Source organism: Isoptericola sp. NPDC019482 (assembly GCF_040632295.1).
Classification (GTDB): Bacteria; Actinomycetota; Actinomycetes; order Actinomycetales; family Cellulomonadaceae; genus Isoptericola.
On sequence record NZ_JBEYBQ010000051.1, the window covers coordinates 1 to 21599 of the forward strand.

Genomic DNA, 21599 nt, shown 5'->3' on the forward strand with positions numbered 1-21599 from the left:
GGGGGGGTTTGGGGGGGGCGGGTGCTTTTTTCCCCCCGCCGCCCCCGCCCGACCCCGCCCGCCCCGACGGGACTCAGCGGGTCACGACGCTCAGCAGGCGCCGAGGTCGGTCCAGACCGCCCACTGGCCGGCCGAGGACGACGGGGTGTCGCCCTGCGTCCACCACTTGGCCTGGTACGCGCGGCCCTCGTAGGACACCTTCGTGCCGCCCGTGTAGGCGGACGACGGGTTCCAGGCGGCGTCCTCGCACTCGCCGGGCTCGACCGGCGGGTCGGTCGGGTCGACGGGCGGGTCGGTCGGGTCGACGGAGCCGTCCGAGCCGACGGTCACGTCGACGCAGGCGTAGAACGCGTTGACGGTGTCGGCGACGTTCCAGCGGGCGAGGATGGTGTGGTCGCCCGCCGGCAGGTTCTCGAGCGTGTGGCTGACGACGGCCTCGGGCTTGGCGCCGCCGTCGTCGAAGGTGCGGTGCAGGACGCCGTCGACGAAGTACTCCCACGTCGAGGTGGCGTGCTGCGCGGTGAGCTTCCACTTCATGGTGACCGTGTTGCCGATGGTGGTGCGCGGCCACGGCTTCGACTCGTCGTCGAGGATGGCGAAGCCGCTGCCGCCGGAGCACTGCATGGAGCCCTTGGGCGCCTCGACGCTCTGGGGCTCGTACTTGATGCCGCCGCAGTCGAAGGACAGGCTGCCGCCGGCGCACAGGTCCTGGCGGCTCGGCGGGTTGGTCACCCAGCCGTGGGCGGAGGCCGCGGGCGCCGCCGCGAGCGGAGCCAGGATCGCGGCCGCGCCGACGACCGCGGCGAGGAGGGGGGAACGAAGACGCATCGTTGCTTCTCCTGTGTTCGTGAGGAAACTGGACAAATTCGACGCTACGGCGTCGGTCCGGTCCGCACATCAGGGGAACCGCGTCATCTGGCCGTGATCCGCACAGTCGCGGGTACGGGGTTACCCGTACGGGCGGGTGGGGTCAGCCGAGGTCCCACAGGCGCCGGTAGAAGGCGATGCGCTCGGCGTCGGGCGCGATGCCGTAGCCGTCGAAGAAGGCGGGCTCGTGGCCGTCGCCGTAGTTCCACTCCAGGCTGTAGCTGGCCACCGCGAGGTCGGCCCAGCGGTCCGCGACACCGAGCGCGTCGAGGTCGACGTGCGCGGTCCAGCGCCCGTCGTCGTCCAGCAGGGTGTTGGGGGCGCACGGGTCGCCGTGGCAGACGACGAGCCGGTCGACGGCGGGCACGTCGCCGACCTGGGCGCGGGCGTCGGGGGAGAGGCGGGAGACGCGGTCGTCGACGCCCCAGGAGAAGGGGCAGTCGTCCACCGGGAGCGCGTCGTGCAGCGCCCGCAGGCCGGCGCCGATCGCACGCGCCGCCGTGTCCGGGTGCGCCAGCCAGCGCGGGTCGACGGCCGACCGGCCCGGGATACCCGCGGTGAGCAGCCAGGCCCCGGCGTCGTCCGCGCCCTGGTCGAGCACGCGGGGCACCGGGGTGTAGCGGCCCGCCCAGGCGAGGCGCTCGGCCTCGGCGTCGAGGTCCAGCTCCGGTGTGCCGGCCGGGACCCACTTGACGTACCGCTCGGCGCCGGCCGCGCTCGAGAGGCGGAAGGTGAGCCCGCCGAGCTCGTTGCGCCACACCGGCACGACGTCGTCGCCAGCGGCGAGCAGGCGCACCCGCTCGGGCACGACGACGGGCTGGGACGGGGCGGCGGCGAGGACGCGGGACATGTCCAGATCGTCACATCTTCGCGCCGCGACGGGCTATGGCATTCCCGTGGGCTCGACCGTCGGGTGCGGCGTCGGTGTCGGCGTCGGCGTTGTGCGGCGGGTCGCGGCCTCGCCCTGCTGCACGACGACGACCCCTGCCAGCACCAGCAGCCCGCCGACGAGCTGGACGGGGCGCGGCAGCTCGCCCAGGAAGACCCACGCGAAGAACACCGCGCTGACCACCTCGAGGAGGCCGACGAACGACGCGGGCCGCGCGCCGAGGCGCCGCCCCGCGCCGACGCCGGTGACGTACGCGACGCCGGCCGTCACGACGCCGAGGGCGGCGAGCACCGCCCAGGCGGGCACGACGGCGTCGGCGAGGGCGACCGGGTCGGCCGAGGCGGTGAGCGGCATGACGCCGACGGCGCCGAGCAGGCCGAGCAGGACGGCGCCGACGACGAGCCCGCCCGCCGCGAGGCTCAGGGGCGGCAGGCCGGTGTCGGTGCGGGCGTTGAGCAGGAAGTAGGCGGAGACGCCCACCATCGCGCCGAGCGCCCACGCCACGCCGACGGGGTCCAGGCGGGCGCCGGCGAGGTCGAGCACCAGCACGAGGCCCGCGGCGGCGAGCGCGATGCCGGCGAGCGTCGTCCGCCCGGGGCGCTGGCCGTGCCGCAGCCACAGCCAGGCGACCACGGCCGCGGGGGAGGAGTACTCGATGAGCAGCGCGGGGCCCACCTGCATGTGCTGCACCGCGGCGAAGTAGCAGAACTGCGTGGCCGCGACGCCGAGCGCGCCGTAGGCGAGCAGCAGCCGCACGTTGCGGCGGACGGGCGACCAGTCGCCGCGCAGCGCGACGACGCCGAACGGCAGCACGACGACCGCCCCGACCGCGACGCGCACCAGGACGACGGCGCCCGGGCTCCACCCGGTGGCGAAGAGCCCGGCGGCGAGCGGTCCGGAGAGGCTGAACGTCACGGCGGAGACGACGGCGAGGGCGAGGCCCGCGCCGAGGCCGGTGCGCGCCGTCGCGCCGGTGTCATGTGTCATCTTCGCCATGACTCATGACGCTACGGCGGCATGAAGTAACGTGTCAACATGCCGTTCGCTCATGACACCGTGGCGGAGCTCCGGTCGGCCGTCGCCCTCGTGAACTCCGGCGAGCCGCCCGAGACGCTCGAGACGATCGCCGACCTCGACGCCTTCTTCCGCGAGCACGAGTACACCGGTCGGCACGACGGCACCGCCGAGGAGCTCGACCAGGTGCGCACCCTGCGGCCGCGCCTGCGCGCGCTGCTGCTCGCCGGCCGTGACGAGGCGGCCGACCTGGTCAACGAGCTGCTGACGGGCATGCCGGTCCACCCGCGCCTCGTTCGGCACTCGGGGGAGGACTGGCACGTCCACGCGACCGCCGACGACGCCCCGCTCGCCACCAGGATCGTCGTCGAGACGGCGATGGCGATGATCGACGTCATCCGCGACGACGAGCTCTCCCGCCTCGCCGTGTGCGCCGACGCCGACTGCCAGGGCCTCGTGCTGGACCTGTCGCGCAACCGCTCGCGGCGCTACTGCTCCACCGCGTGCACCAACCGCAACGCCCAGGCGGCGCTGCGGGCGCGGCGCGCCGGCTGACGGCGCGGGTGCGTCGTCGGCGTCTCCGGCCGACGTATCTGGCCGCGAGCGCCGTGCTCTCTCCCCGCGAGGGCGCCAGGCTTTCCCGGGGCGACGACCCGCCCGGCCCGGCCCCACGAAGGAGGCGGCGATGTCCGTCACGACGAGCAAGGCCCTCGACCCCTGGCCGGTCGTCCGTCCCGGCGACCGGTTCCACCCCGTCGGCACGTTGCAGCACCTGCTCAACGAGCACGGCCACGACCTCGAGGTGGACGAGAAGTTCGGCCCCCTCACCGAGGCCGCCGTGCGCGCCTCCCAGCGCGACTTCGGCCTCGAGGTCGACGGCGTCGTCGGGCCCAGGACCTGGGGCGCGATCGTCGTCACCGTGCGCCTCGGCAGCCGCGGTCACGCCGTCCGCGGCGCCCAGTCCGAGCTCGACGTCCGCACCGACTTCGACCTCGTCGTCGACGGGGTCTTCGGACCGAAGACGGAGAGCGCGGTGCGCGGGTTCCAGCGGGCGCTGTCCGCGTTCGGCGTCCTCGTGGACGGCGTCGTCGGGCCCGTGACCTGGCGGGCGCTCGTCAGCGGGATGGTCTCCGACTGATCGTCGGCGCGCCGTCCTCGGCCTCTCTCTCGACATCGCTCAGGAGCAGGTCGCAGACGGCGACCAGGCGGGCGCGCAGGTCCTGGCCGCGTGCGGCGAACCCGCGCTGCCGTCGCACGTACTCGGCCTTGCCCTCCGGCGTCTCGATCGGCACGGCTTCGATGCCGTACGACGAGACGTCGTACGGCGCGGCGGCCATGTCGGTGTACCGGATGTCGCGGGCGAGCTCGAACGCGTCGAGCAGCAGGTCGCCCGGAACGGCCGGACCGAGCTTGAGCGCCCACTTGTACAGGTCCATCCCCGCGTGCAGGCAGCCGGGCTGCTCCATGGCCGGCTGGCGCTCGCGGGTGGGGCGCAGCTGGTTGCGGCCGGTGGCCTCGGGCGTGAAGAAGCGGTAGGCGTCGAAGTGCGAGCAGCCGATGCGGTGCGACTCGACGACCGCGTCCGTGCCGTCGTGGCCGAGCCGCAGCGGCAGGGGGTGGCGGTGGTCGCGGCGGGCCGCGCGGTCGCGGTACACCATGGCCCACTCGTGCAGGCCGAAGCAGCCGAAGGTCCCCGGGCGGCCCAGGGTCGCGGACACGAGCGCTCGGACGTAGCGGACGGTGTCGCCGCGGTCGGCGACGAAGGCCTCGGCGTCGAGCGTCGCGCCCGTGCCGCGCGTACCGCCGTCGTCGCCCGGCAGCGGCACCTCGCGGTACCAGCGCCACCCGGCGTGCTCGGCGGCGTCCGCGAGGACCACGCCCGCGCCCGGGTGCCACCGGCGCAGGTGGCTCACGCGCGTGGGGTAGTAGGTGAACAGGAAGTCCTCGATCGCGTGCTTCGCGCCGCGGTCGCGGGCCTCGCGCCACACCGCCGTCAGCGCGTCCGCGCGGGCGGAGTGCGCGGCGGCCCGCGGCTCCCAGGCGCCGCGCGGCACGACGGCGTCGGCGGGGGCCGCCGGGTCGTCGAGGGTCGTCGCGCGCATCCCACCAGGGTACGAGCGGGGCGAGCACGCCCCCGCCCGGACTAGCGTGTGACTCGTGCCGCACACCTACGACTTCCGCCAGGTCGACGTCTTCGCCACCGGACCGCTCACCGGCAACCCGGTGGCCGTGGTGCACGACGCCGACGACCTCGACGACGCGCAGATGGCCGCCTTCGCGCGGTGGACCAACCTGTCCGAGACGACGTTCCTGCTGCGTCCCACCACACCCGACGCCGACTACCGCGTGCGGATCTGGACGCCCGGCGGCGAGCTGCCGTTCGCCGGCCACCCCACGCTCGGCACGGCGCACGCGTGGCTCGAGGCTGGCGGGACACCCCGCTCCGCGGAGCACGTCGTCCAGGAGTGCGGCGTCGGGCTCGTCACCCTCCGGCGCGACACCGAAGGGGGCGCCGACCGGCTCGCGTTCGCCGCGCCGCCCCTGCGGCGCTCCGGCCCGGTGGCACCGGAGGACCTCGCGCAGCTCGCGCGCGGCCTGCGCGTGAGCGTGGCGGACGTCGAGGACGCGGCGTGGGTCGACAACGGCCCCGGCTGGGTCGCGGCCCGCCTGCGTGACGCCGAGGCCGTGCTCGCCGTCGAGCCGGACCTCGCCGCGTTCGGCGGCCTGAAGATCGGCGTCGTCGGCACCTACGCGCCGGGCGAGTCGGACGCCGCCGTCGAGGTGCGCGCCTTCGTCCCCGACATCGGCGTCGCCGAGGACCCGGTCACCGGCAGCCTCAACGCCGGCCTGGGGCAGTGGCTGGCGGGCGGCCTGCTGCCCGCGTCGTACGTCGCGTCGCAGGGCACCGCCCTCGGCAGGCGCGGACGCGTGCACGTGCGCCGCGACGCCGCCGGCGAGGTGTGGGTCGGGGGCGCGGCCGTCACCACGATCGCGGGCACGGTGACGATCTAGCCCTGGACGTCCCGCCCGGCCGTCCACGGCACGTCCAGGTCGCGGTCAGGATTCCCTGGCGGCTCTGAGGCGGCACGGACGGTCGTCGCAGGTCCCTCGCCTTCCATGGCGGGCATGACCTCCTCCACCGACCCCCGCGACCCCGTCGACCCCGTCGACCCCGTCGACCCCGTCGACCCCGTCGACCCCGTCGACCCCGTCGACCCCTCGGGCCCCGAGCGCCCGGCCGACCCGGGCCGGCCCGGCGGACCGTCCGCCCGTCCCCGCCGACCCCGCCGGCTCGTCGTCCTCGCGACGACGCTGGCGCTCCTGCTGCCCGTGGGAGGCGTCACCGCCTGGGCCGCGAACCGCTTCCTGATCGAGCACGTCCAGATCGACGACGTCTCCGCGTACGAGGCGGCGCAGTCGTCGGTGACGTCGTCGAGCGACGACGCGGACGACGACGCGGACGACGACGGGACCGTGACCGCCGACGGCTACACCTCCGCCGACACGACGATCTCGCTGGACACGGTCACGCAGGGCAGCGGCGACGACACCGTCACGTACTACGCGGCCCATGTCGCCCTGGACGACGCCACGCAGCTGCGCTCGGTGTTCGCGCAGGACAAGTTCGGCACGAACATCACCGAGAGGACGAGCGAGATCGCGGCGGACAACGACGCGATCCTCGCCGTCAACGGCGACTACTACGGGTTCCGCGACACGGGCATCGTCATCCGCAACGGCGTCGTCTACCGCGACGAGGGCGCCCGCGAGGGCCTCGCGTTCTACACCGACGGGCGCGTCGAGGTGTACGACGAGACGGCCACGACGGCGGACGAGCTCGTCGCCGACGGCGTGTGGAACACCCTCTCGTTCGGGCCCGCGGTGGTCGAGGAGGGTGAGGTCGTCGACGGCATCGAGGACGTCGAGGTCGACACCAACGTGGGCAACCACTCGATCCAGGGCGAGCAGCCGCGCACCGCGATCGGGGTGGACGCGGACGGCGACCTGATCATCGTCGTCGTCGACGGCCGCGACACCGGCTACAGCCGCGGCGTGACCATGACCGAGCTGGCGCAGCTCATGATCGACCAGGGCGCCGTCACTGCCTACAACCTCGACGGCGGCGGCTCGTCGACGCTGTACTTCGACGGCGAGGTCGTCAACCAGCCGTCGAACGGCGGCGAGCGCGGCACGTCCGACATCCTCTACGTGGCGCGGTGAGCGGCATGCCCGCCCCCGTCACGCCGCTCGTGATCGTGCCCGCCTACCGGCCCGACGGCGCCCTGCCGGCGCTGCTGCGCGGCCTCGCCGAGGTGGGGCTGCCCGACGTGCTGGTCGTCGACGACGGCTCCGGCCCCGCGTACGCCGCCGTGCTCGACGCCGCGGCCCGGCTCGGTGCCCACGTGCTGCGGCACGACGTCAACCGAGGCAAGGGTGCCGCGCTGCGGACGGCGTTCGCCCACGCCCGTGTGCGTCATCCCGGGCGCGACGTCGTCACCGCGGACGCCGACGGTCAGCACACGCCCGCGAGCGTGCGCGCCGTCGCGGACCGGCTGGTCGCCGGGGGAGCGGACGTCGTCGTCGGGGAGCGCGACCTCACGGGCGCGGGCGTCCCGTGGCGCAGCCGCGTGGGCAACGCGCTCAGCGGGGCCGCGGTGCGCACGGCGACGGGCCTGCCCGTGCGCGACAGCCAGACGGGCCTGCGCGGGTTCGCCGCCACGACGCTCCCGTGGCTCCTGGAGGTGCCCGGTGACCGGTACGAGTACGAGCTGCGCGTGCTGCTCGAGGCGTCGGCGCGCGGCGCCGTCGTGGCAGGGGTGCCGGTGGCGACGGTCTACGTGGACCGCAACGCGTCGTCCCACTTCCGCCCGGTGCGCGACTCCGTGGTCGTGATGGCGCCGCTGCTCGCGTTCGCGGCTTCGGGCCTGCTGGCGTTCGGGGTCGACGCGGCAGGGCTCCTCGCCCTGCAGGCGGCCACGGGCAGCCTGGCGCTCGCGGTCGTGGGCGCCCGGGTGCTCAGCGCCGGCGTGAACTACGGGGTGAACCGCGCGGTCGTCTTCGGGCGGGCGCGGAGGGCCCCGCTGCGTGGGTCCGCCACCCGGTACGCCGCGCTGGCCCTGCTGCTCCTCGCCGCGAGCTACGGCCTGCTCGACGCGCTGCACGGCACGCTCGGCGTCCCGCTCCTGGCGGCGAAGGTGCTCACGGACGCGGCGCTCTTCCTGGCGAGCTGGACGGTGCAGCGGCAGGTGGTGTTCCCGCCGCGCGGTCCGCGACCCGACCCACCAGCCGCTCCAGCGGACCTCGTCCGAGCAGGAACCGCCACGCCGTCGCGGCGGCGAGCGTGACCAGCACCATCACGAGCAGCGGGCCGTTGGTGGTGGACCCCAGCAGGTCCCAGTGCCAGATGGCGACGATCTGCAGCGAGTAGACGGTCAGCGCCATCGACCCCACCGCGGCCAGCGGGGCCAGCACCCACCGCCCGACCCGTCCGGCGTACAGGCACAGTCCCACGACCGCCGCCGCGAACCCGCCCGACGCGAGCACCTCGATCGTCGTGTCGTCGTGCGGGCCGTCGAGGAAGAGCCCCGCGACGCCGGGCCACGGGTCGCCCCAGGCGAACGGCGCGCCGTCGACGGACTGGCGTGCCATGACCTGCTCGGCGACGACCGCCTCGCCGCCGGCCCGGCCGACGAGCACGCCGGACAGCACCGAGAACACGCCCCACGCGGCCAGCCCGCCCAGGAGCAGCCCGCGGCGCAGCGCCGGCGAGCGCAGGTCGCAGCGCCCGATCGCCATGCCCGCCAGCACGTACGCCATCCAGACGATCGCGGGGTAGTGGCCGGTGAGCACGAAGTCGGTGACGGCGCCGGAGCCGTCGCGCGGCAGCCGCAGCCCGGCCCGCGCGAGCGCCTCCGGCCCCCAGTACGCGAGGAGCGGCCCCACGAGGGCGACCACCGCGGCGAGCGCGGCCAGGCGCGGGGGCCGCCAGCGCAGGAACGGCAGCGCGAGCGCGAAGTAGCAGGCGTAGAAGCCGAGGATCAGGGCGACGCGGGTGCCGAGCAGGTCCAGCAGCGCGACGACCACCAGCAGCAGCGCGGCCCGCACGAGCAGGCGCAGGCGGGCGCGCCGCAACGGGTCGCCGTCGAGCGGTCGTGGCCCGCCCGAGACGATCGCGACCGAGATCCCGGCCACCAGCGCGAACAGGATCGAGGAGTGGCCGTGGGAGAGGTCGAGCAGCCACCAGGCGGGCCCGGCGTCGGGCGTCGTCACGCCGACGTGGGCGGTGAACATGCCCAGGACGGCGATCCCGCGGGCGACGTCGACGCCCGGGACTCGCCCCGGGCCGCCGGCGAGACGGCGCAGGCCCGCCCGCATCCCCGCACGGAGACGGGAGGTCGGCGCGCCGGTGGCCGCGGTCATGGCGTGATGATGCCACCGGCGGGTGACGCGCGTCGTCCCGGTGCGTGAGAACGTCGCGGCTTGCGGGCGCTGCGGTCACTACGGTAGGAGCATGAGTGACCTCAGCGCGGAGCCCGCACCCCAGGGCGACCCCGAACCCGCCGGTGCCGACCTCAACGACGCGATCGAGGCACCCAGCACCCACCACACGGTGCCCAGCAAGGAGTCCGAGTCGTACACGCACGGCCACCACGAGTCCGTGCTGCGCTCGCACCGCAGCCGCACGGCCCAGAACTCGGCCGGCTTCCTGGTGCCGCACCTGCGCGACGACATGTCCCTGCTCGACGTCGGCTGCGGCCCCGGCACCGTCACGGCCGACTTCGCCCGGATCCTCGCCGGCGGACAGGTCGTGGGCGTGGACGCGAGCCCCAAGGTGCTCGAGGCGGCGCGCGAGCACGCCGCGGCCCTCGGGTACGGCAACGTCCGCTTCGAGCAGGCGAACGCCTACGAGCTGCCGTTCGACGACGACTCCTTCGACGTCGTGTACGCGCACCAGCTGCTGCAGCACCTGTCCGACCCGGTCGCCGCGCTGCGCGAGATGAAGCGCGTCGCGAAGCCGGGCGGGATGGTCGCGGTGCGCGACGCCGACTATGCAGGCATGGCCTGGTACCCCGAGACCCCGGGCCTGACGGAGTGGAACGAGCTGTACCACGAGGTCACGCACGCGTACGGCTTCGAGCCCGACGCCGGCCGCCGCCTCATGTCGTGGGTGCAGGAGGCCGGGATGGACGGCATCGTGCCCTCCGCGTCGTCGTGGTGCTACGCCACCCCGACCGACCGGCTGTGGTGGGGCGAGCTGTGGGCCGAGCGCTGCGTGGAGTCCAACTTCGCGGTGCAGGCCAAGGAGTCCGGGCTGGCCGACGACGTCGCGCTCGAGCAGATCGCGCAGGACTGGCAGGCGTGGGCGCAGGCGCCCGACGGCTGGTTCGCCATCCTGCACGGCGAGGTCCTCGCCAGGGCGTGACGAGGCGACCATGATGTAGGCTTACATCGTGAGCCATCGCACGCAGATCACTCTCGAGGACGCGCAGTACGCGCGCCTTCTCGCGGAGTCGCGGGCGTCCGGGCTGGGGCTCGCGGAGCTGGTGCGGCGTGCGGTGGACCGCGTCTACGGCGGTGCGGACGCCGACGAGTTCCTCCGCGCCCTGGACGAGAGCTTCGGCACCTGGGACGGCGACGACGTCGACGGGGCCGCGTACGTCGAGGCGACCCGGCTCGCCCGCGACGACCGGCTGGCCGAGTGGTGACGCCGGCGTGACCGTCCTCGTCGACACGTCGGTCTTCGTCGACCACCTGCGCGGCCGGGCCGAGGCGCGCGACGCGCTCGCCGCGGTGCGCCGGGAGGGCCGTCAGGTGGTGGCGTCCGTGCTGACGCGGGCGGAGCTGCTGGGTGGCATGCGCTCGCCCGAGAGGGGGCGCACCCGGGCGCTGTTCCTGGCGATCGGCTGGATCGACGTCGACCGCGAGATCGCCGACCGCGCCGGGGAGCTGGCCCGGTCGTACCGTGGCTCGCACTCCGGGATCGACCTGGTGGACTACGTGATCGCGGCGACGGCGGAGCTGTCCGGTGCGACGCTGATGACCCGCAACGTGAAGCACTTCCCGATGATCGACGGGCTCGTCGCCCCCTACTGACGCGCCCCGCGTAGCCTGGGCGCGTGCGCATCGCGAGATTCACCACCGGAGACGACCCCCGCTTCGCCCTCGTCCAGCAGGAGGGCGACACCACGTTCCTCGCCGTCCTCGGCGGCGACCCGCTCTACATGCCGGCCATGCCGACGGGGGAGCACATCGAGCTGGGCGACGGCGTCCGCCTGCTCGCCCCGGTGATCCCGCGCTCCAAGGTGGTCGCCGTCGGCAAGAACTACGCCGACCACGCCAAGGAGATGGGCGGCGAGGTCCCGTCCACGCCGCTGCTGTTCTTCAAGCCCAACACCGCCGTCGTCGGGCCCGACGACCCGGTGGTGCTGCCCGAGTTCACGCGCGAGGTCAGCTACGAGGCCGAGCTCGCCGTCGTGATCTCCAAGGTCACCAAGGACGTGGAGCCCGAGAACGTGCGCTCGTACATCCTCGGCTACACGGTGGCCAACGACGTCACCGCCCGCGACGCGCAGCGCACCGACGGCCAGTGGGCCCGCGCCAAGGGCTTCGACACGTCGTGCCCGCTCGGCCCGTGGATCGACACCGACCTCAACCCCGAGGACGTCGCCGTGCGCTCCCGCGTCAACGGCGAGCTCAAGCAGGACGGCCGCACCGCCGACATGGTCTTCGACGTGCCGTTCCTCGTGTCGTACATCAGCAAGGCCATGACCCTGCTGCCCGGCGACGTGATCCTCACCGGCACGCCGGCCGGGGTGGGCCGCATCGACCACGGCGACCGCGTGGAGTGCGAGGTCGAGGGAATCGGCGTCCTCGCCAACCCCGTGTTCCGGCGTGACTGAGGCGCCGCTGCGCGACGACGCGCGGTCGGTGCTGCGGCGCATGGACCCGGCGGGCCCGGGGCAGTGCGCGCTGCGCGACCGGTTCGTCGCGCACCTGGACGCCCACCCGGACGGCGTGCTGCGCGCGTGCCGCCCGGACCACGTCACCGCGTCCACGGTGGTGCTGTCCGCGGACGCGTCGCGGGTGCTGCTCACCCTCCACGCCAAGGCCGGCCGCTGGTTCCAGCTCGGCGGGCACGCCGAGCCGGGCGACGGCACGCTGGCCGGCGCAGCCCGGCGGGAGGCGCTCGAGGAGTCAGGGGTCGAGGTCGCGCTCGACCCCGTGCCCGTGCACCTGAACGAGCACGCCGTGCCGTTCTGCGGTCCCGACGGCGACGTGCACCACCTGGACGTGCGCTTCGTCGCCGTCGCGCCCGACGGCGCCCGGCACGCGGTGAGCGACGAGTCCCTCGACGTGCGGTGGTGGCCGGTCGACGACCTGCCGAACCCGGACCTCGCCGATCCCGTGGCGCTCGCCGTCGCGCGCGTGCGGGGCGTCTGACGCCGATCCGCCGGACGGCAGCATGCGGTCGGCCAACTAGGCTGTTCCCGTGAATCCCGCTGCCGGCTCCGACGTCCGTGTCCGCTTCGCCCCGTCCCCGACGGGCATGTTCCACGTGGGCGGCGCCCGCTCGGCGCTGTTCAACTGGGCGGTCGCCAAGCACCAGGGCGGCACGTTCGTGCTCCGCGTCGAGGACACCGACGCCGCGCGCAACAAGCCCGAGTGGGTGGACGGCATCCTCAGCGCCCTCGCGGCGCTCGGCATGCACGCCGAGGACCCGACGTTCGAGGGCCCGTACTTCCAGTCGCAGAACGTCGAGAAGCACCGCGAGGCGTCGGCCCGCCTGTACGACGCCGGCCGCGCGTACTACTGCGACTGCACCCGCGACGACGTCGCGGCCCGCACCGGCAACGCGCACTCCGGCTACGACGGCTTCTGCCGCGACCGCGGCCTGGACTACGAGCCCGGCCGGGCGCTGCGCTTCCGCACCCCGGACGAGGGGGAGACGCAGGTCGTCGACCTCATCCGCGGCAACCCGTCGTTCCCGAACTCCGCGATGGAGGACTTCGTCGTCGCGCGCGGCGACGGCTCGCCCGTCTTCCTGCTGGCGAACGTCGTGGACGACCTCGACGAGGGGATCACGCACGTCATCCGCGGCGAGGAGCACCTGCCCAACACGCCCAAGCAGCAGCTGCTGTGGGAGGCGCTCGGCGCGCAGCCGCCCACGTGGGCGCACCTGCCCGTCATCGTCAACGAGAAGCGGCAGAAGCTCTCCAAGCGCCGCGACAAGGTCGCGCTCGAGGACTACCTCGCCGAGGGGTACCTGCCGGACGCGATGGTCAACTACCTCATGCTGCTCGGCTGGGCGCCTGGCAACGACGAGGAGATCCTGCCCTTCGACGAGCTCGTCGCGCGGTTCCGCATCGAGGACGTCAACAGCGCGTCGGCGTTCTTCGACGTCAAGAAGCTGCTGTCGTTCAACGGCGAGTACATCCGAAAGATGGACGTCGGTTCGTTCGTGGCCGCCGTCGACCCGTGGCTGCACGCCCCGAAGGCGCCGTGGACCGAGGAGCAGTACGACGCCGCCGCGTTCGCGAAGGTGGCCCCGCTCGCGCAGTCGCGCGTCGCGCTGCTGGCCGACATCACCGACAACGTCGACTTCCTCTTCCTCGACGAGCCCGTCGACGACGAGCGCTCGTGGGCCAAGGCGATGAAGGCCGGCGCGGCCGAGCTGCTCACCGACGCCCGCGCGGCGCTGGCGGACCTCGCGACGTGGGAGGCGGAGCCGCTCAAGGACCTCGTCACGGCGGTGGGGGAGCAGCACGGCCTCAAGCTCGGTAAGGCGCAGGCACCCGTGCGCGTCGCTGTCACCGGCCGCACGATCGGCCTGCCGCTCTTCGAGTCGCTCGAGGTGCTCGGTCGCGAGCGCACGCTCGCGCGCGTCGACGCGGCGCTCGCCCGGCTGGCCCGCCAGGCCGACGCCGCGCCCGCCGCGACCGACGGCGCGACCGCGTGACGGCGCGCGTCGACGGCGTCCTGCTCGACGTCGACGACACGCTCGTCGACACCAAGGGCGGGTTCGCCAAGGCGTTGACCGCGGTGGCCGTCGAGTACCTGCCGCACGTGCCGGCGGACCGGTACCCCGAGCTGCTCGCGCACTGGCGCACCGACCCGGGCGGCCACTACAAGCGCTACACCCGGGGCGAGACCGACACCTTCACGCAGCGTCGGCTGCGTGCCGACCTGCTGCATCGGACGTTCGGCGGCGAGCCCGTCACGGAGGAGACGTTCGCCGACTGGGACGCCCTGTTCTGGGGCACGTTCGAAAGGGCCTGGGCGGCGTTCGACGACGCGCGCGCGGCCGTCGACGCGTTGCGGTCCGCAGGAGTCGCCGTCGGGGTGGTGACGAACGCGGGCGTCGCGCAGCAGGAGCGAAAGCTGCGTGCGGCCGGCCTCACGGACGTCCCCGTGCTCGTCGGCGTCGAGACCCTCGGCTACGGCAAGCCGCACCCGGACGTCTTCGTCGAGGGCGCCCGCCGCCTGGGCACCGACGTCGGGCGCACCGCGTACGTGGGCGACGAGCCCACGACCGACGCCCGCGCCGCCCACGACGCCGGCCTGGTCGGCGTGTGGCTCGACCGGCCCGGCGCGCGCCGCGACGACGAGCACCACGTGGACGCCGACGCTCTGCGCGACGACGGGATCGTCGTGCTGCCCGGGCTCGCCGGCCTGCCCGCCGCCCTCGGACTCTGACCCGCGAGCTGTCAGGGCCAGCGCGAGATATACGCCGCGCTCGACCTGACAGGTCGCCGGCCCGGACGGGTTGTCAGGACGAGCGAACGGTATACCCCGCGCTCCTCCTGACAGGTCAGGGGGCGAGGAGGAGGACGGCGGAGAGCGCCAGTCCCGTGACGACGACGGTGCCCAGGGCGCCGAGCACGAGCGGTCGGCGTGCGGTGCGCGCCAGGCGCGGGACGTCGACGCCGGTGCCGAGGGCGAACATCGCGGCGACGAAGAGGACTGTCGTGAGCTGCTGGGCGGTGTCGGTGACGACGTCGGGCAGCACTCCCGTGCTGCGGACCAGCACCGCGGCGAGGAAGCCCAGCACGAAGCCGGGGACCAACGGCGCCCGCCGCCCGCGGGTGGTCGTGACGTCCTCGGGGGCATCGGGCACGACGTCGTCCCCGGCCGCCGCGGTGAGCGCCGCGCGTCGTGCGAGCAGCGCGCCGGCGCCGGCGACCAGCGGGGCGAGCAGCACGACGCGGGCCAGCTTGGTGACGGTCGCGGTGGCCAGCGCGGTGGCCGAGACGGTGCCCGCGGCGGCGACCACCTGGGCGACCTCCTGCACGCTCGCACCGATCCAGAGCCCGGCCTGGTGGTCGGTGAGGCCGAGGGCGCCCGCCAGCGGCGGCAGCACGAAGATCGCGACCGTCCCGTAGCCGGTGACGAGGGCGAGCGCGGCGGCGACGTTGTCGCGCAGCCGGGCAGCGCCGGCATCGCCGGCGGGGTCGGCGCGCGGGTCGCGCTCGAGCACGCTGGTCATCGCGGAGACCGCCGCGGCGCCGCAGATCGAGAACCCGGTGGCGACGAGCAGCGCGGTGGCGCGCGGCACCCGCAGCAGGCGCCCGAGGCCGAGGACCGCCGCGAACGTCCCCGTCACGGTGATCACCACGACGGCGATCCCGCGCCAGCCGAGCGCGAGGACGTCGGGGATCGAGAGCTGGAGGCCCAGCAGCACCACGCCGGCACGCAGCACCGTGCGCGCCACCCGGTCGGTGCCCGGGCCGACCTGCGCGGTGAACCGTGCCGCCCGGCCGCCCCGCGGCACGAACCGGCCCAGCGCGGAGCCGAGCGCCGCGCCGGCCAGGAGGGCCAGGACCAGGGGGGACAGCGCGCCGTTCGTCACCGGCGCGAGGAGCCGGCTGACGCCGAGGAGCACCACGGTCGCCACGGCGGACAGCGCGAGGCCAGGTCCGAGGCGGGACGCCTCGGCGGCGCTGCCGAGCGTCGTGGCGGTCGCGGTGCGCGTCGGGGTGGGGAGCGGGGGAGGCACGTGACCAGGCTCGCGACCCGCGCGGCGACCCGGAAGCGCCAGGTGCCGATCGATCCATAGACTGACGCTATGGCAGAACGTCCCCCGCTGGCCGCCCTCGAGCTGCTGGTCGCCCTCGACGCCCACGGCTCGATCAGCGCCGCGGCCCGGGCCGCCGGCGTCTCCCAGCCCACGGCGTCCGCCGGCCTGCACCGCCTCGAGCGCCGCCTCGGCCTCGAGCTGCTCGCCCGCGGGCCGCGTGGCACGGCGCTCACCGCCGTCGGGCGCCAGGTGGCGGAGGCGGCGCGCGGCGTCGTGGACGCCACGGACCGCTTCGAGGCCGCGGCCGCCGCGCTGCGGTCCGCGCCGGTCCTCGGGCTGCGCGTGGCCGCCAGCCTCACGATCGCGGAGTACCTGGCGCCGCGCTGGCTCGCCGCGTTCGGGCGGGGGGAGCGCGAGCGGACCGGCGCGGCGCCCGACGTCGAGCTCGTCGTGCGCAACTCGCGCGAGGTCATGGAGCTCGTCCTGGACGGCGCGGCCGAGCTCGGGTTCGTGGAGAGCCCGACGGTGCGCCGCGGCCTGCGGTCGCGCACCGTGGCCCACGACGAGCTCGTGGCCGTCGTCGCGCCCGCGCACCCGTGGGCACGACGACGGTCCGTCAGCCCCGCGGGCCTGGCCGCGGGAGACCTCGTGCTGCGCGAGGTCGGGTCGGGCACCCGCGACGTCCTCGAGGACGCGCTCGGGCAGGCGGGGGTGCGCCTGCCGGCCCACGTGACGGCCCTCGGCTCGACGGCGGCCGTGAAGTCCGCCGTGCGGCACGGGGACGGCGCGACCGTCCTGTCCGCGCTCACCGTGGCGGACGACGTCGCGGCGGGGCACCTGGTGACCGTGCCGATCGCCCAGCTCGACCTCTCGAGGCGGCTGCGGGTGGTGTGGCGCGACGGCGTGTCGCTGTCCGCACCCGCGCGGCGGCTGGCCGCGGTCGCGGGGGCGCGGTGACCCGTCGCTGCGACCGCCGGCGGGCGCGGTAGGCGGACGTGACGTACGGCACCTCGCGCGCGTTTTGGCCGACAGCCACCTGTCCGGTAATGTTTTCCGACGTTGGGCCTGACGCCGGCGATCCGATCATGTCGGATTTGCCCGGAAGGCTCAATCCATTGGGGTATGGTGTAATTGGCAGCACGAGAGATTCTGATTCTCTTAGTCTAGGTTCGAGTCCTGGTACCCCAGCGCAGCGCTCTTCGCCCGCCTGGTGCGGTGTGTAGAGTTCTCACCGGCACGGAGGTCCTCGGACCATCGAGTCATAGGCCCCCATCGTCTAGCGGCCTAGGACGCCGCCCTCTCACGGCGGTAACGCGGGTTCAAATCCCGCTGGGGGTACGCAGCTCGTCCATCTCGTGTGGACGGTCGCTCGGGCCTCACGGCTCACGCAGTTCCAGGCCCCCATCGTCTAGCGGCCTAGGACGCCGCCCTCTCACGGCGGTAACGCGGGTTCAAATCCCGCTGGGGGTACACAGCAGGCGTTTCACGGCCTGACAGGAAAGGCCCGGTCCACGCGGACCGGGTCTTCGTCGTTCCCCGGCCTCGTTCCCGTGGGCGGTCGGGCCGGGCCTCCCGATCGCTCAGAGGAACGGGTCGGGCACGATCGCGCCGTCGCTGCGCGGATGGTCGTAGCTCGCGCCCGTGGGCTTCCAGGTGACCGGGTGCGCCCCGTCGCTGGGCCGGGCCTCGGGCGGGCGGGGCGCCGGGTTCGAGGGCTGCACGGCGATCGGCTGCGTGGTGGGCCGGGGGCCCTCCGACGTCTCGCGGCCGGGCACGACGGTCGGCCCGCCGGGGCCGGCGTCCGGCGGCCGCGTGGGCCCGCCGCCCAGGTCGTCGTCGTCGTCCAGGCGCGGTCCGCCCGGCGTGAACAGGGTGTCGCACAGGGTGCGGTAGGTGGAGTCCGGGCGCGGGACGAACCTGATCGTGCGCAGCGCCTGGTCCTGGCCGGCGGACTCCATGTCGAAGCGGCCGTAACCGAGCACCTGGCCCGTGGGGCTGCGCGAGTACCCCATGTCGGTGACCTTCTTCATCGGCATCATCGCGACCTTGTGCACGACGAGCCCGTACAGCAGCAGGAGGCGCTTGTCTGTGGCGACGAACCACTCGTAGCGCCACTCGAGCCACTTCCAGGCGAGGCGGCCGGCGACGACGAACCATGCGACCCACAGCCATGCCACGGTGGAGCGCACGTCGACCGGCGTCGACATGACGATGGTGCCGATCAGCAGGAAGGCGGCGGCCGTCGTCGCGATCGGCTCGAGCAGCAGCGCCCAGTGGTGCCGCGTCGCGACGATGACCTTCTCGTTCGGCAGCACGTACCGACGCAGGTGCGCGTGCGCACGCACGGCCTCGCGCTGGCGCCTCTCGTCGGTGATCACGGGTGCGGCCGTCGTCAGTCGGTCAGGTTCGCGAAGAACTGCCCGAAGCTGGAGAACGCGTTGGTGATGAAGTCCCAGATCGCCGTCACGATGTTCGCCGCACGGTCAGGGCTGCTCACGATCGCGTAGATCAGGAAGATCACGACGATCCAGATCAGCAGTGTCTTGGCCTTCGCGGGCATCAGGTCCTCACGCCTCTCGGGTCGCAGGGCGGTGTCGCCCCGTCAGCCAGGAGCGTACTGACCTGGGCGGGGGCCCGACAGCACCGGGCCCGGCGCGCCGCGTGGAGTCGCGGCGGGCCGGGCCCGGTGCAGGTCAGGGTCGGTGGGGTGTCACTCGCCGGCGCGGCGGAGCACCTCGGTCAGGCGGTTGGCGGCGGAGACGACGGCGGCGGAGTGCAGGCGGCCCGGCTGGCGGGTGAGGCGCTCGACCGGCCCGGAGACGGAGACGGACGCCACGACCCGGCCGGACGGCCCGCGGACGGGCGCCGAGACGGACGCGACGCCGAGCTCGCGCTCCGAGACGGACTGCGCCCACCCGCGGCGTCGGACGCCGGACAGGATCGTCGCGGTGAACACGGCCTCGCGCAGGCCGCGGTGCAGGCGGTCCGGCTCCTCCCAGGCGAGGAGGATCTGCGCCGCGGAGCCCGCGTGCATCGTGAGGGTGGCGCCCACGGGGATCGAGTCGCGCAGGCCGACCGGCCGCTCGGCGGCGGCCACGCAGACGCGGTGGTCACCCTGGCGGCGGTAGAGCTGGGCGCTCTCGCCCGTGTGGTCGCGCAGCGCCGTGAGCACGGGGTTGGCCGCGGCGAGCAGCCGATCCTCGCCGGCCGCCGTCGCGAGCTCGTTGAGGCGCGGTCCGAGCACGAACCGGCCCTGCATGTCGCGGCCCACGAGACGGTGGTGCTCGAGGGCGACGGCGAGTCGATGCGCCGTGGGGCGGGCGAGCCCGGTCGAGGAGACCAGCTGCGCCAGAGTGGCGGGACCCGCCTCCAGAGCGCCCAGCACGGACGCGGCCTTGTCGAGTACGCCGACTCCGCTAGTATCGTCCATAGGACGATATTGACGTCTCAGTCACTGAGATTGCAAGTCGAGGACGGCATCTCACGGGACGGGACCGTCTCACGATACGAGCCCGGCGGGTTCCGACCGACGGTATCCACCGAGTTCACAGCACACGCACGACGGCCGCGGGGACGCGGCGGACGAGGAGCACATGATGGCCGGCACGCTGGCGGAGAAGGTCTGGGAGGCGCACCTGGTGCGTCGTGGCAGCGACGGGGCGCCCGACCTCCTCTACATCGACCTGCACCTCGTGCACGAGGTGACGAGCCCCCAGGCGTTCGAGGGCCTGCGCCTCGCCGGGCGTCCCGTGCGCCGTCCCGATCTCACGATCGCGACCGAGGACCACAACACCCCGACGCTCGACATCGACCTGCCGATCGCGGACCTCACGAGCCGCACGCAGATCGACACGCTGCGGAACAACGCCAAGGAGTTCGGCGTCCGCATCCACTCCCTCGGCGACGCCGACCAGGGCATCGTCCACCAGGTGGGCCCGCAGCTCGGCCTGACCATGCCGGGCCTGACCGTCGTCTGCGGCGACTCGCATACCTCGACGCACGGCGCGTTCGGCGCGCTGGCGTTCGGCATCGGCACCTCCGAGGTCGAGCACGTGCTCGCCACGCAGACCCTGCCGCTCGCCCCGTTCAAGACGATGGCGATCACGGTGAACGGCGAGCTGCCCCCGGGCGCCACCAGCAAGGACATCATCCTGGCGATCATCGCCAAGATCGGCACCGGCGGCGGCCAGGGCTACGTGCTCGAGTACCGCGGCGAGGCCATCCGCAAGCTCTCGATGGAGGCGCGGATGACCATCTGCAACATGTCCATCGAGGCCGGCGCCCGCGCGGGCATGATCGCGCCCGACCAGACGACGTTCGACTACCTCCAGGGGCGCCCGCACGCCCCCGAGGGCGAGGACTGGGACGCCGCCGTCGAGTACTGGAAGACGCTGCGCAGCGACGACGACGCCGAGTTCGACGCCGAGGTCGTGCTGGAGGCGGCCGACCTCGAGCCGTTCGTCACGTGGGGCACCAACCCCGGGCAGGGCCTGCCGCTGTCGGCCTCCGTGCCGGTGCCGGCGGAGATCGCCGACGCCAACGAGCGCGTCACGGCCGAGCGCGCGCTGGAGTACATGGGCCTCGAGGGCGGCACGCCGCTGCGCGACGTCAAGGTCGACACGGTCTTCATCGGCTCCTGCACCAACGGCCGCATCGAGGACCTCCGGTCCGTGGCCAAGGTGCTCCAGGGCCGGCAGAAGGCCGACGACGTGCGCGTGCTCGTCGTGCCCGCCTCGGCGCGCGTGCGCCTGCAGGCCGAGGCCGAGGGTCTCGACGTGATCTTCAAGGAGTTCGGCGCCGAGTGGCGCAACGCGGGCTGCTCCATGTGCCTCGGCATGAACCCCGACCAGCTCGCGCCGGGCGAGCGCGCGGCGTCCACCTCGAACCGCAACTTCGAGGGCCGCCAGGGCAAGGGCGGGCGCACGCACCTCGTGTCGCCGCTGGTCGCGGCCGCGACCGCCGTCCGCGGCACGCTGTCGTCGGTCGCCGACCTCGAGTTCGAGGGCGACGTCGACCTCACGACGTTCGACGGCACCCCGCTGGCGCCGCTGTCGGCCCCGTCCTTCGTCTGACCCCCACCCCGTCGCAGAAGATCGTCCAGGAGTTCGTCATGGAGAAGTTCACCACCCACACGGGCGTCGGGGTGCCGCTGCGCCGCACCAACGTCGACACCGACCAGATCATCCCCGCCGTCTACCTCAAGCGGGTCACCCGCACGGGCTTCGAGGACGCGCTGTTCGCCGCCTGGCGCGGTGACCCCACGTTCGTGCTCAACCAGGACGCGTACAAGGCTGGCTCCGTGCTGGTCGCGGGCGCCGACTTCGGCACGGGCTCCTCGCGTGAGCACGCCGTGTGGGCGCTCAAGGACTACGGCTTCCGCGTCGTGCTCGCGCCCCGGTTCGCGGACATCTTCCGCGGCAACTCGGGCAAGCAGGGCCTCGTGGCCGGCATCGTCGCGCAGGAGGACATCGAGATCCTCTGGAAGATCCTCGAGACCAAGCCCGGCACCGAGGTGACCGTGGACCTCGAGGCGCGCACCGCGCACGCCGACGACGTCACCGTGCCGTTCCAGATCGACGACTACACGCGCTGGCGCCTCATGGAGGGCCTCGACGACATCGGCCTCACGCTGCAGCACGAGGACGACATCGCGGCGTTCGAGGCGGAGCGTGCGGCCTGGCGGCCGAAGACGCTCCCGGCCAAGCACCTGCCGAGCGTCCCGATCGAGCCGGCGCGCCCGGTCGGCTGATCCCGCCCGCGCCATCGAGCGTGCTGACTTGTTCCTCAAACGACCCGTTTGAGGAACAAGTCAGC

General features: G+C 74.0%; 23 protein-coding genes, 3 tRNA genes and 1 pseudogene. 18 read left to right on the top strand and 9 right to left on the bottom strand.

The genetic code is table 11. The features are described from left to right. Positions 1-90: 90 nt before the first annotated feature. The 3 genes from ABZ493_RS20460 to ABZ493_RS20470 form a co-directional block, all read right to left on the bottom strand. Positions 91-828, bottom strand: a complete 738-nt coding sequence (locus tag ABZ493_RS20460; protein ID WP_430583958.1) for a lytic polysaccharide monooxygenase — start codon at positions 826-828, stop codon at positions 91-93. Between the two features lie 142 nt (positions 829-970). Further along, positions 971-1717, bottom strand: coding sequence for an aminoglycoside 3'-phosphotransferase (locus tag ABZ493_RS20465; RefSeq protein ID WP_430583959.1), 747 nt, complete (start codon positions 1715-1717; stop codon positions 971-973). Between the two features lie 33 nt (positions 1718-1750). Then, the gene (locus ABZ493_RS20470) at positions 1751-2752 is read right to left on the bottom strand and encodes a DMT family transporter (protein WP_430583960.1); all 1002 of its coding nucleotides are present in this window, start codon (positions 2750-2752) and stop codon (positions 1751-1753) included. Between the two features lie 39 nt (positions 2753-2791). Between ABZ493_RS20470 and ABZ493_RS20475 the strand changes: the two genes are divergently transcribed. Continuing rightward, positions 2792-3325 carry a CGNR zinc finger domain-containing protein gene (locus ABZ493_RS20475; protein WP_430583961.1) on the top strand — a complete coding sequence of 178 codons (534 nt, stop codon included), beginning with the start codon at positions 2792-2794 and terminating at the stop codon, positions 3323-3325. Positions 3326-3455: 130 nt separating this feature from the next. Next, the gene (locus ABZ493_RS20480; protein ID WP_430583962.1) at positions 3456-3908 is read left to right on the top strand and encodes a peptidoglycan-binding protein; all 453 of its coding nucleotides are present in this window, start codon (positions 3456-3458) and stop codon (positions 3906-3908) included. Here the strand turns inward: ABZ493_RS20480 and ABZ493_RS20485 are convergent. Further along, a complete protein-coding gene (locus ABZ493_RS20485; RefSeq protein WP_430583963.1) occupies positions 3886-4872 on the bottom strand; it encodes a 3-methyladenine DNA glycosylase in 987 nt (328 codons plus the stop codon). The genes ABZ493_RS20480 and ABZ493_RS20485 overlap by 23 nt on opposite strands. A 55-nt stretch (positions 4873-4927) precedes the next feature. Here ABZ493_RS20485 and ABZ493_RS20490 point away from each other — a divergent pair, with 55 nt between their 5' ends. The 3 genes and pseudogenes from ABZ493_RS20490 to ABZ493_RS20500 form a co-directional block, all read left to right on the top strand. Continuing rightward, a complete protein-coding gene (locus ABZ493_RS20490; protein WP_430583964.1) occupies positions 4928-5782 on the top strand; it encodes a PhzF family phenazine biosynthesis protein in 855 nt (284 codons plus the stop codon). 114 nt (positions 5783-5896) lie between these two features. Beyond that, a complete protein-coding gene (locus ABZ493_RS20495; RefSeq protein WP_430583965.1) occupies positions 5897-6991 on the top strand; it encodes a phosphodiester glycosidase family protein in 1095 nt (364 codons plus the stop codon). 5 nt (positions 6992-6996) lie between these two features. Beyond that, positions 6997-7965, top strand: a pseudogene (locus ABZ493_RS20500) (glycosyltransferase); the annotation flags it as partial. Between the two features lie 4 nt (positions 7966-7969). Here the strand turns inward: ABZ493_RS20500 and ABZ493_RS20505 are convergent. Continuing rightward, positions 7970-9190, bottom strand: a complete 1221-nt coding sequence (locus ABZ493_RS20505; protein WP_430583966.1) for a heparan-alpha-glucosaminide N-acetyltransferase domain-containing protein — start codon at positions 9188-9190, stop codon at positions 7970-7972. A 91-nt stretch (positions 9191-9281) separates the two neighbouring features. On the opposite strand from ABZ493_RS20505, the gene ABZ493_RS20510 reads away from it, so the two are divergent. Genes ABZ493_RS20510 through ABZ493_RS20540 form a run of 7 tightly spaced genes read left to right on the top strand, consistent with a single transcriptional unit; the run spans position 9282 to position 14464 of the window. Continuing rightward, positions 9282-10193 carry a methyltransferase domain-containing protein gene (locus ABZ493_RS20510; protein WP_430583967.1) on the top strand — a complete coding sequence of 304 codons (912 nt, stop codon included), beginning with the start codon at positions 9282-9284 and terminating at the stop codon, positions 10191-10193. Between the two features lie 28 nt (positions 10194-10221). Further along, on the top strand, positions 10222-10476 hold the full coding sequence (locus tag ABZ493_RS20515; RefSeq protein ID WP_430583968.1) for a hypothetical protein: 255 nt from the start codon (positions 10222-10224) through the stop codon (positions 10474-10476). 7 nt (positions 10477-10483) lie between these two features. Beyond that, a complete protein-coding gene (locus ABZ493_RS20520) occupies positions 10484-10864 on the top strand; it encodes a type II toxin-antitoxin system VapC family toxin (RefSeq protein ID WP_430583969.1) in 381 nt (126 codons plus the stop codon). A gap of 23 nt (positions 10865-10887) precedes the next feature. Then, positions 10888-11670: a fumarylacetoacetate hydrolase family protein gene (locus tag ABZ493_RS20525; RefSeq protein ID WP_430583970.1), complete on the top strand. Its 783-nt coding sequence runs from the start codon at positions 10888-10890 to the stop codon at positions 11668-11670. Then, on the top strand, positions 11663-12211 hold the full coding sequence (locus ABZ493_RS20530; protein ID WP_430583971.1) for an NUDIX domain-containing protein: 549 nt from the start codon (positions 11663-11665) through the stop codon (positions 12209-12211). Before ABZ493_RS20525 ends, ABZ493_RS20530 begins: the two co-directional genes overlap by 8 nt. Positions 12212-12260: 49 nt before the next feature. Further along, positions 12261-13727, top strand: a complete 1467-nt coding sequence (gene gltX / locus ABZ493_RS20535; RefSeq protein WP_430583972.1) for a glutamate--tRNA ligase — start codon at positions 12261-12263, stop codon at positions 13725-13727. After that, positions 13724-14464, top strand: coding sequence for an HAD family hydrolase (locus ABZ493_RS20540; RefSeq protein ID WP_430583973.1), 741 nt, complete (start codon positions 13724-13726; stop codon positions 14462-14464). Before gltX ends, ABZ493_RS20540 begins: the two co-directional genes overlap by 4 nt. Positions 14465-14579: 115 nt before the next feature. Here the strand turns inward: ABZ493_RS20540 and ABZ493_RS20545 are convergent, their stop codons facing one another. Then, positions 14580-15764, bottom strand: a complete 1185-nt coding sequence (locus ABZ493_RS20545) for a putative sulfate exporter family transporter (protein ID WP_430583974.1) — start codon at positions 15762-15764, stop codon at positions 14580-14582. Positions 15765-15833: 69 nt separating this feature from the next. Here ABZ493_RS20545 and ABZ493_RS20550 point away from each other — a divergent pair, with 69 nt between their 5' ends. The 4 genes from ABZ493_RS20550 to ABZ493_RS20565 all read left to right on the top strand — a co-directional run bounded on the left by ABZ493_RS20550 (position 15834) and on the right by ABZ493_RS20565 (position 17255). Beyond that, a complete protein-coding gene (locus ABZ493_RS20550) occupies positions 15834-16742 on the top strand; it encodes a LysR substrate-binding domain-containing protein (protein WP_430583975.1) in 909 nt (302 codons plus the stop codon). A gap of 159 nt (positions 16743-16901) precedes the next feature. Further along, positions 16902-16973, top strand: a tRNA-Gln gene (locus ABZ493_RS20555). Positions 16974-17050: 77 nt separating this feature from the next. Further along, positions 17051-17123, top strand: a tRNA-Glu gene (locus tag ABZ493_RS20560). Between the two features lie 59 nt (positions 17124-17182). After that, positions 17183-17255: transfer RNA gene (locus ABZ493_RS20565), tRNA-Glu, on the top strand. A 110-nt stretch (positions 17256-17365) separates the two neighbouring features. Here ABZ493_RS20565 and ABZ493_RS20570 read toward each other — a convergent pair. From ABZ493_RS20570 to ABZ493_RS20580, 3 genes are all read right to left on the bottom strand, one after another. Continuing rightward, entirely contained in the window at positions 17366-18163 is a 798-nt protein-coding gene (locus ABZ493_RS20570; RefSeq protein ID WP_430583976.1) for a PH domain-containing protein, read from the bottom strand. 14 nt (positions 18164-18177) lie between these two features. Beyond that, on the bottom strand, positions 18178-18345 hold the full coding sequence (locus ABZ493_RS20575) for a hypothetical protein (RefSeq protein WP_176168850.1): 168 nt from the start codon (positions 18343-18345) through the stop codon (positions 18178-18180). Positions 18346-18495: 150 nt separating this feature from the next. After that, entirely contained in the window at positions 18496-19215 is a 720-nt protein-coding gene (locus ABZ493_RS20580; protein WP_079574616.1) for an IclR family transcriptional regulator, read from the bottom strand. A 166-nt stretch (positions 19216-19381) separates the two neighbouring features. On the opposite strand from ABZ493_RS20580, the gene leuC reads away from it, so the two are divergent. Together leuC and leuD are read left to right on the top strand one after the other, a co-directional pair. Continuing rightward, complete coding sequence (leuC, locus tag ABZ493_RS20585) at positions 19382-20857, top strand: 3-isopropylmalate dehydratase large subunit (protein WP_430583977.1); 1476 nt, start codon at positions 19382-19384, stop codon at positions 20855-20857. A 38-nt stretch (positions 20858-20895) separates the two neighbouring features. Beyond that, on the top strand, positions 20896-21534 hold the full coding sequence (gene leuD / locus ABZ493_RS20590; RefSeq protein WP_430545816.1) for a 3-isopropylmalate dehydratase small subunit: 639 nt from the start codon (positions 20896-20898) through the stop codon (positions 21532-21534). The last annotated feature ends 65 nt before the right edge of the window (positions 21535-21599 follow it).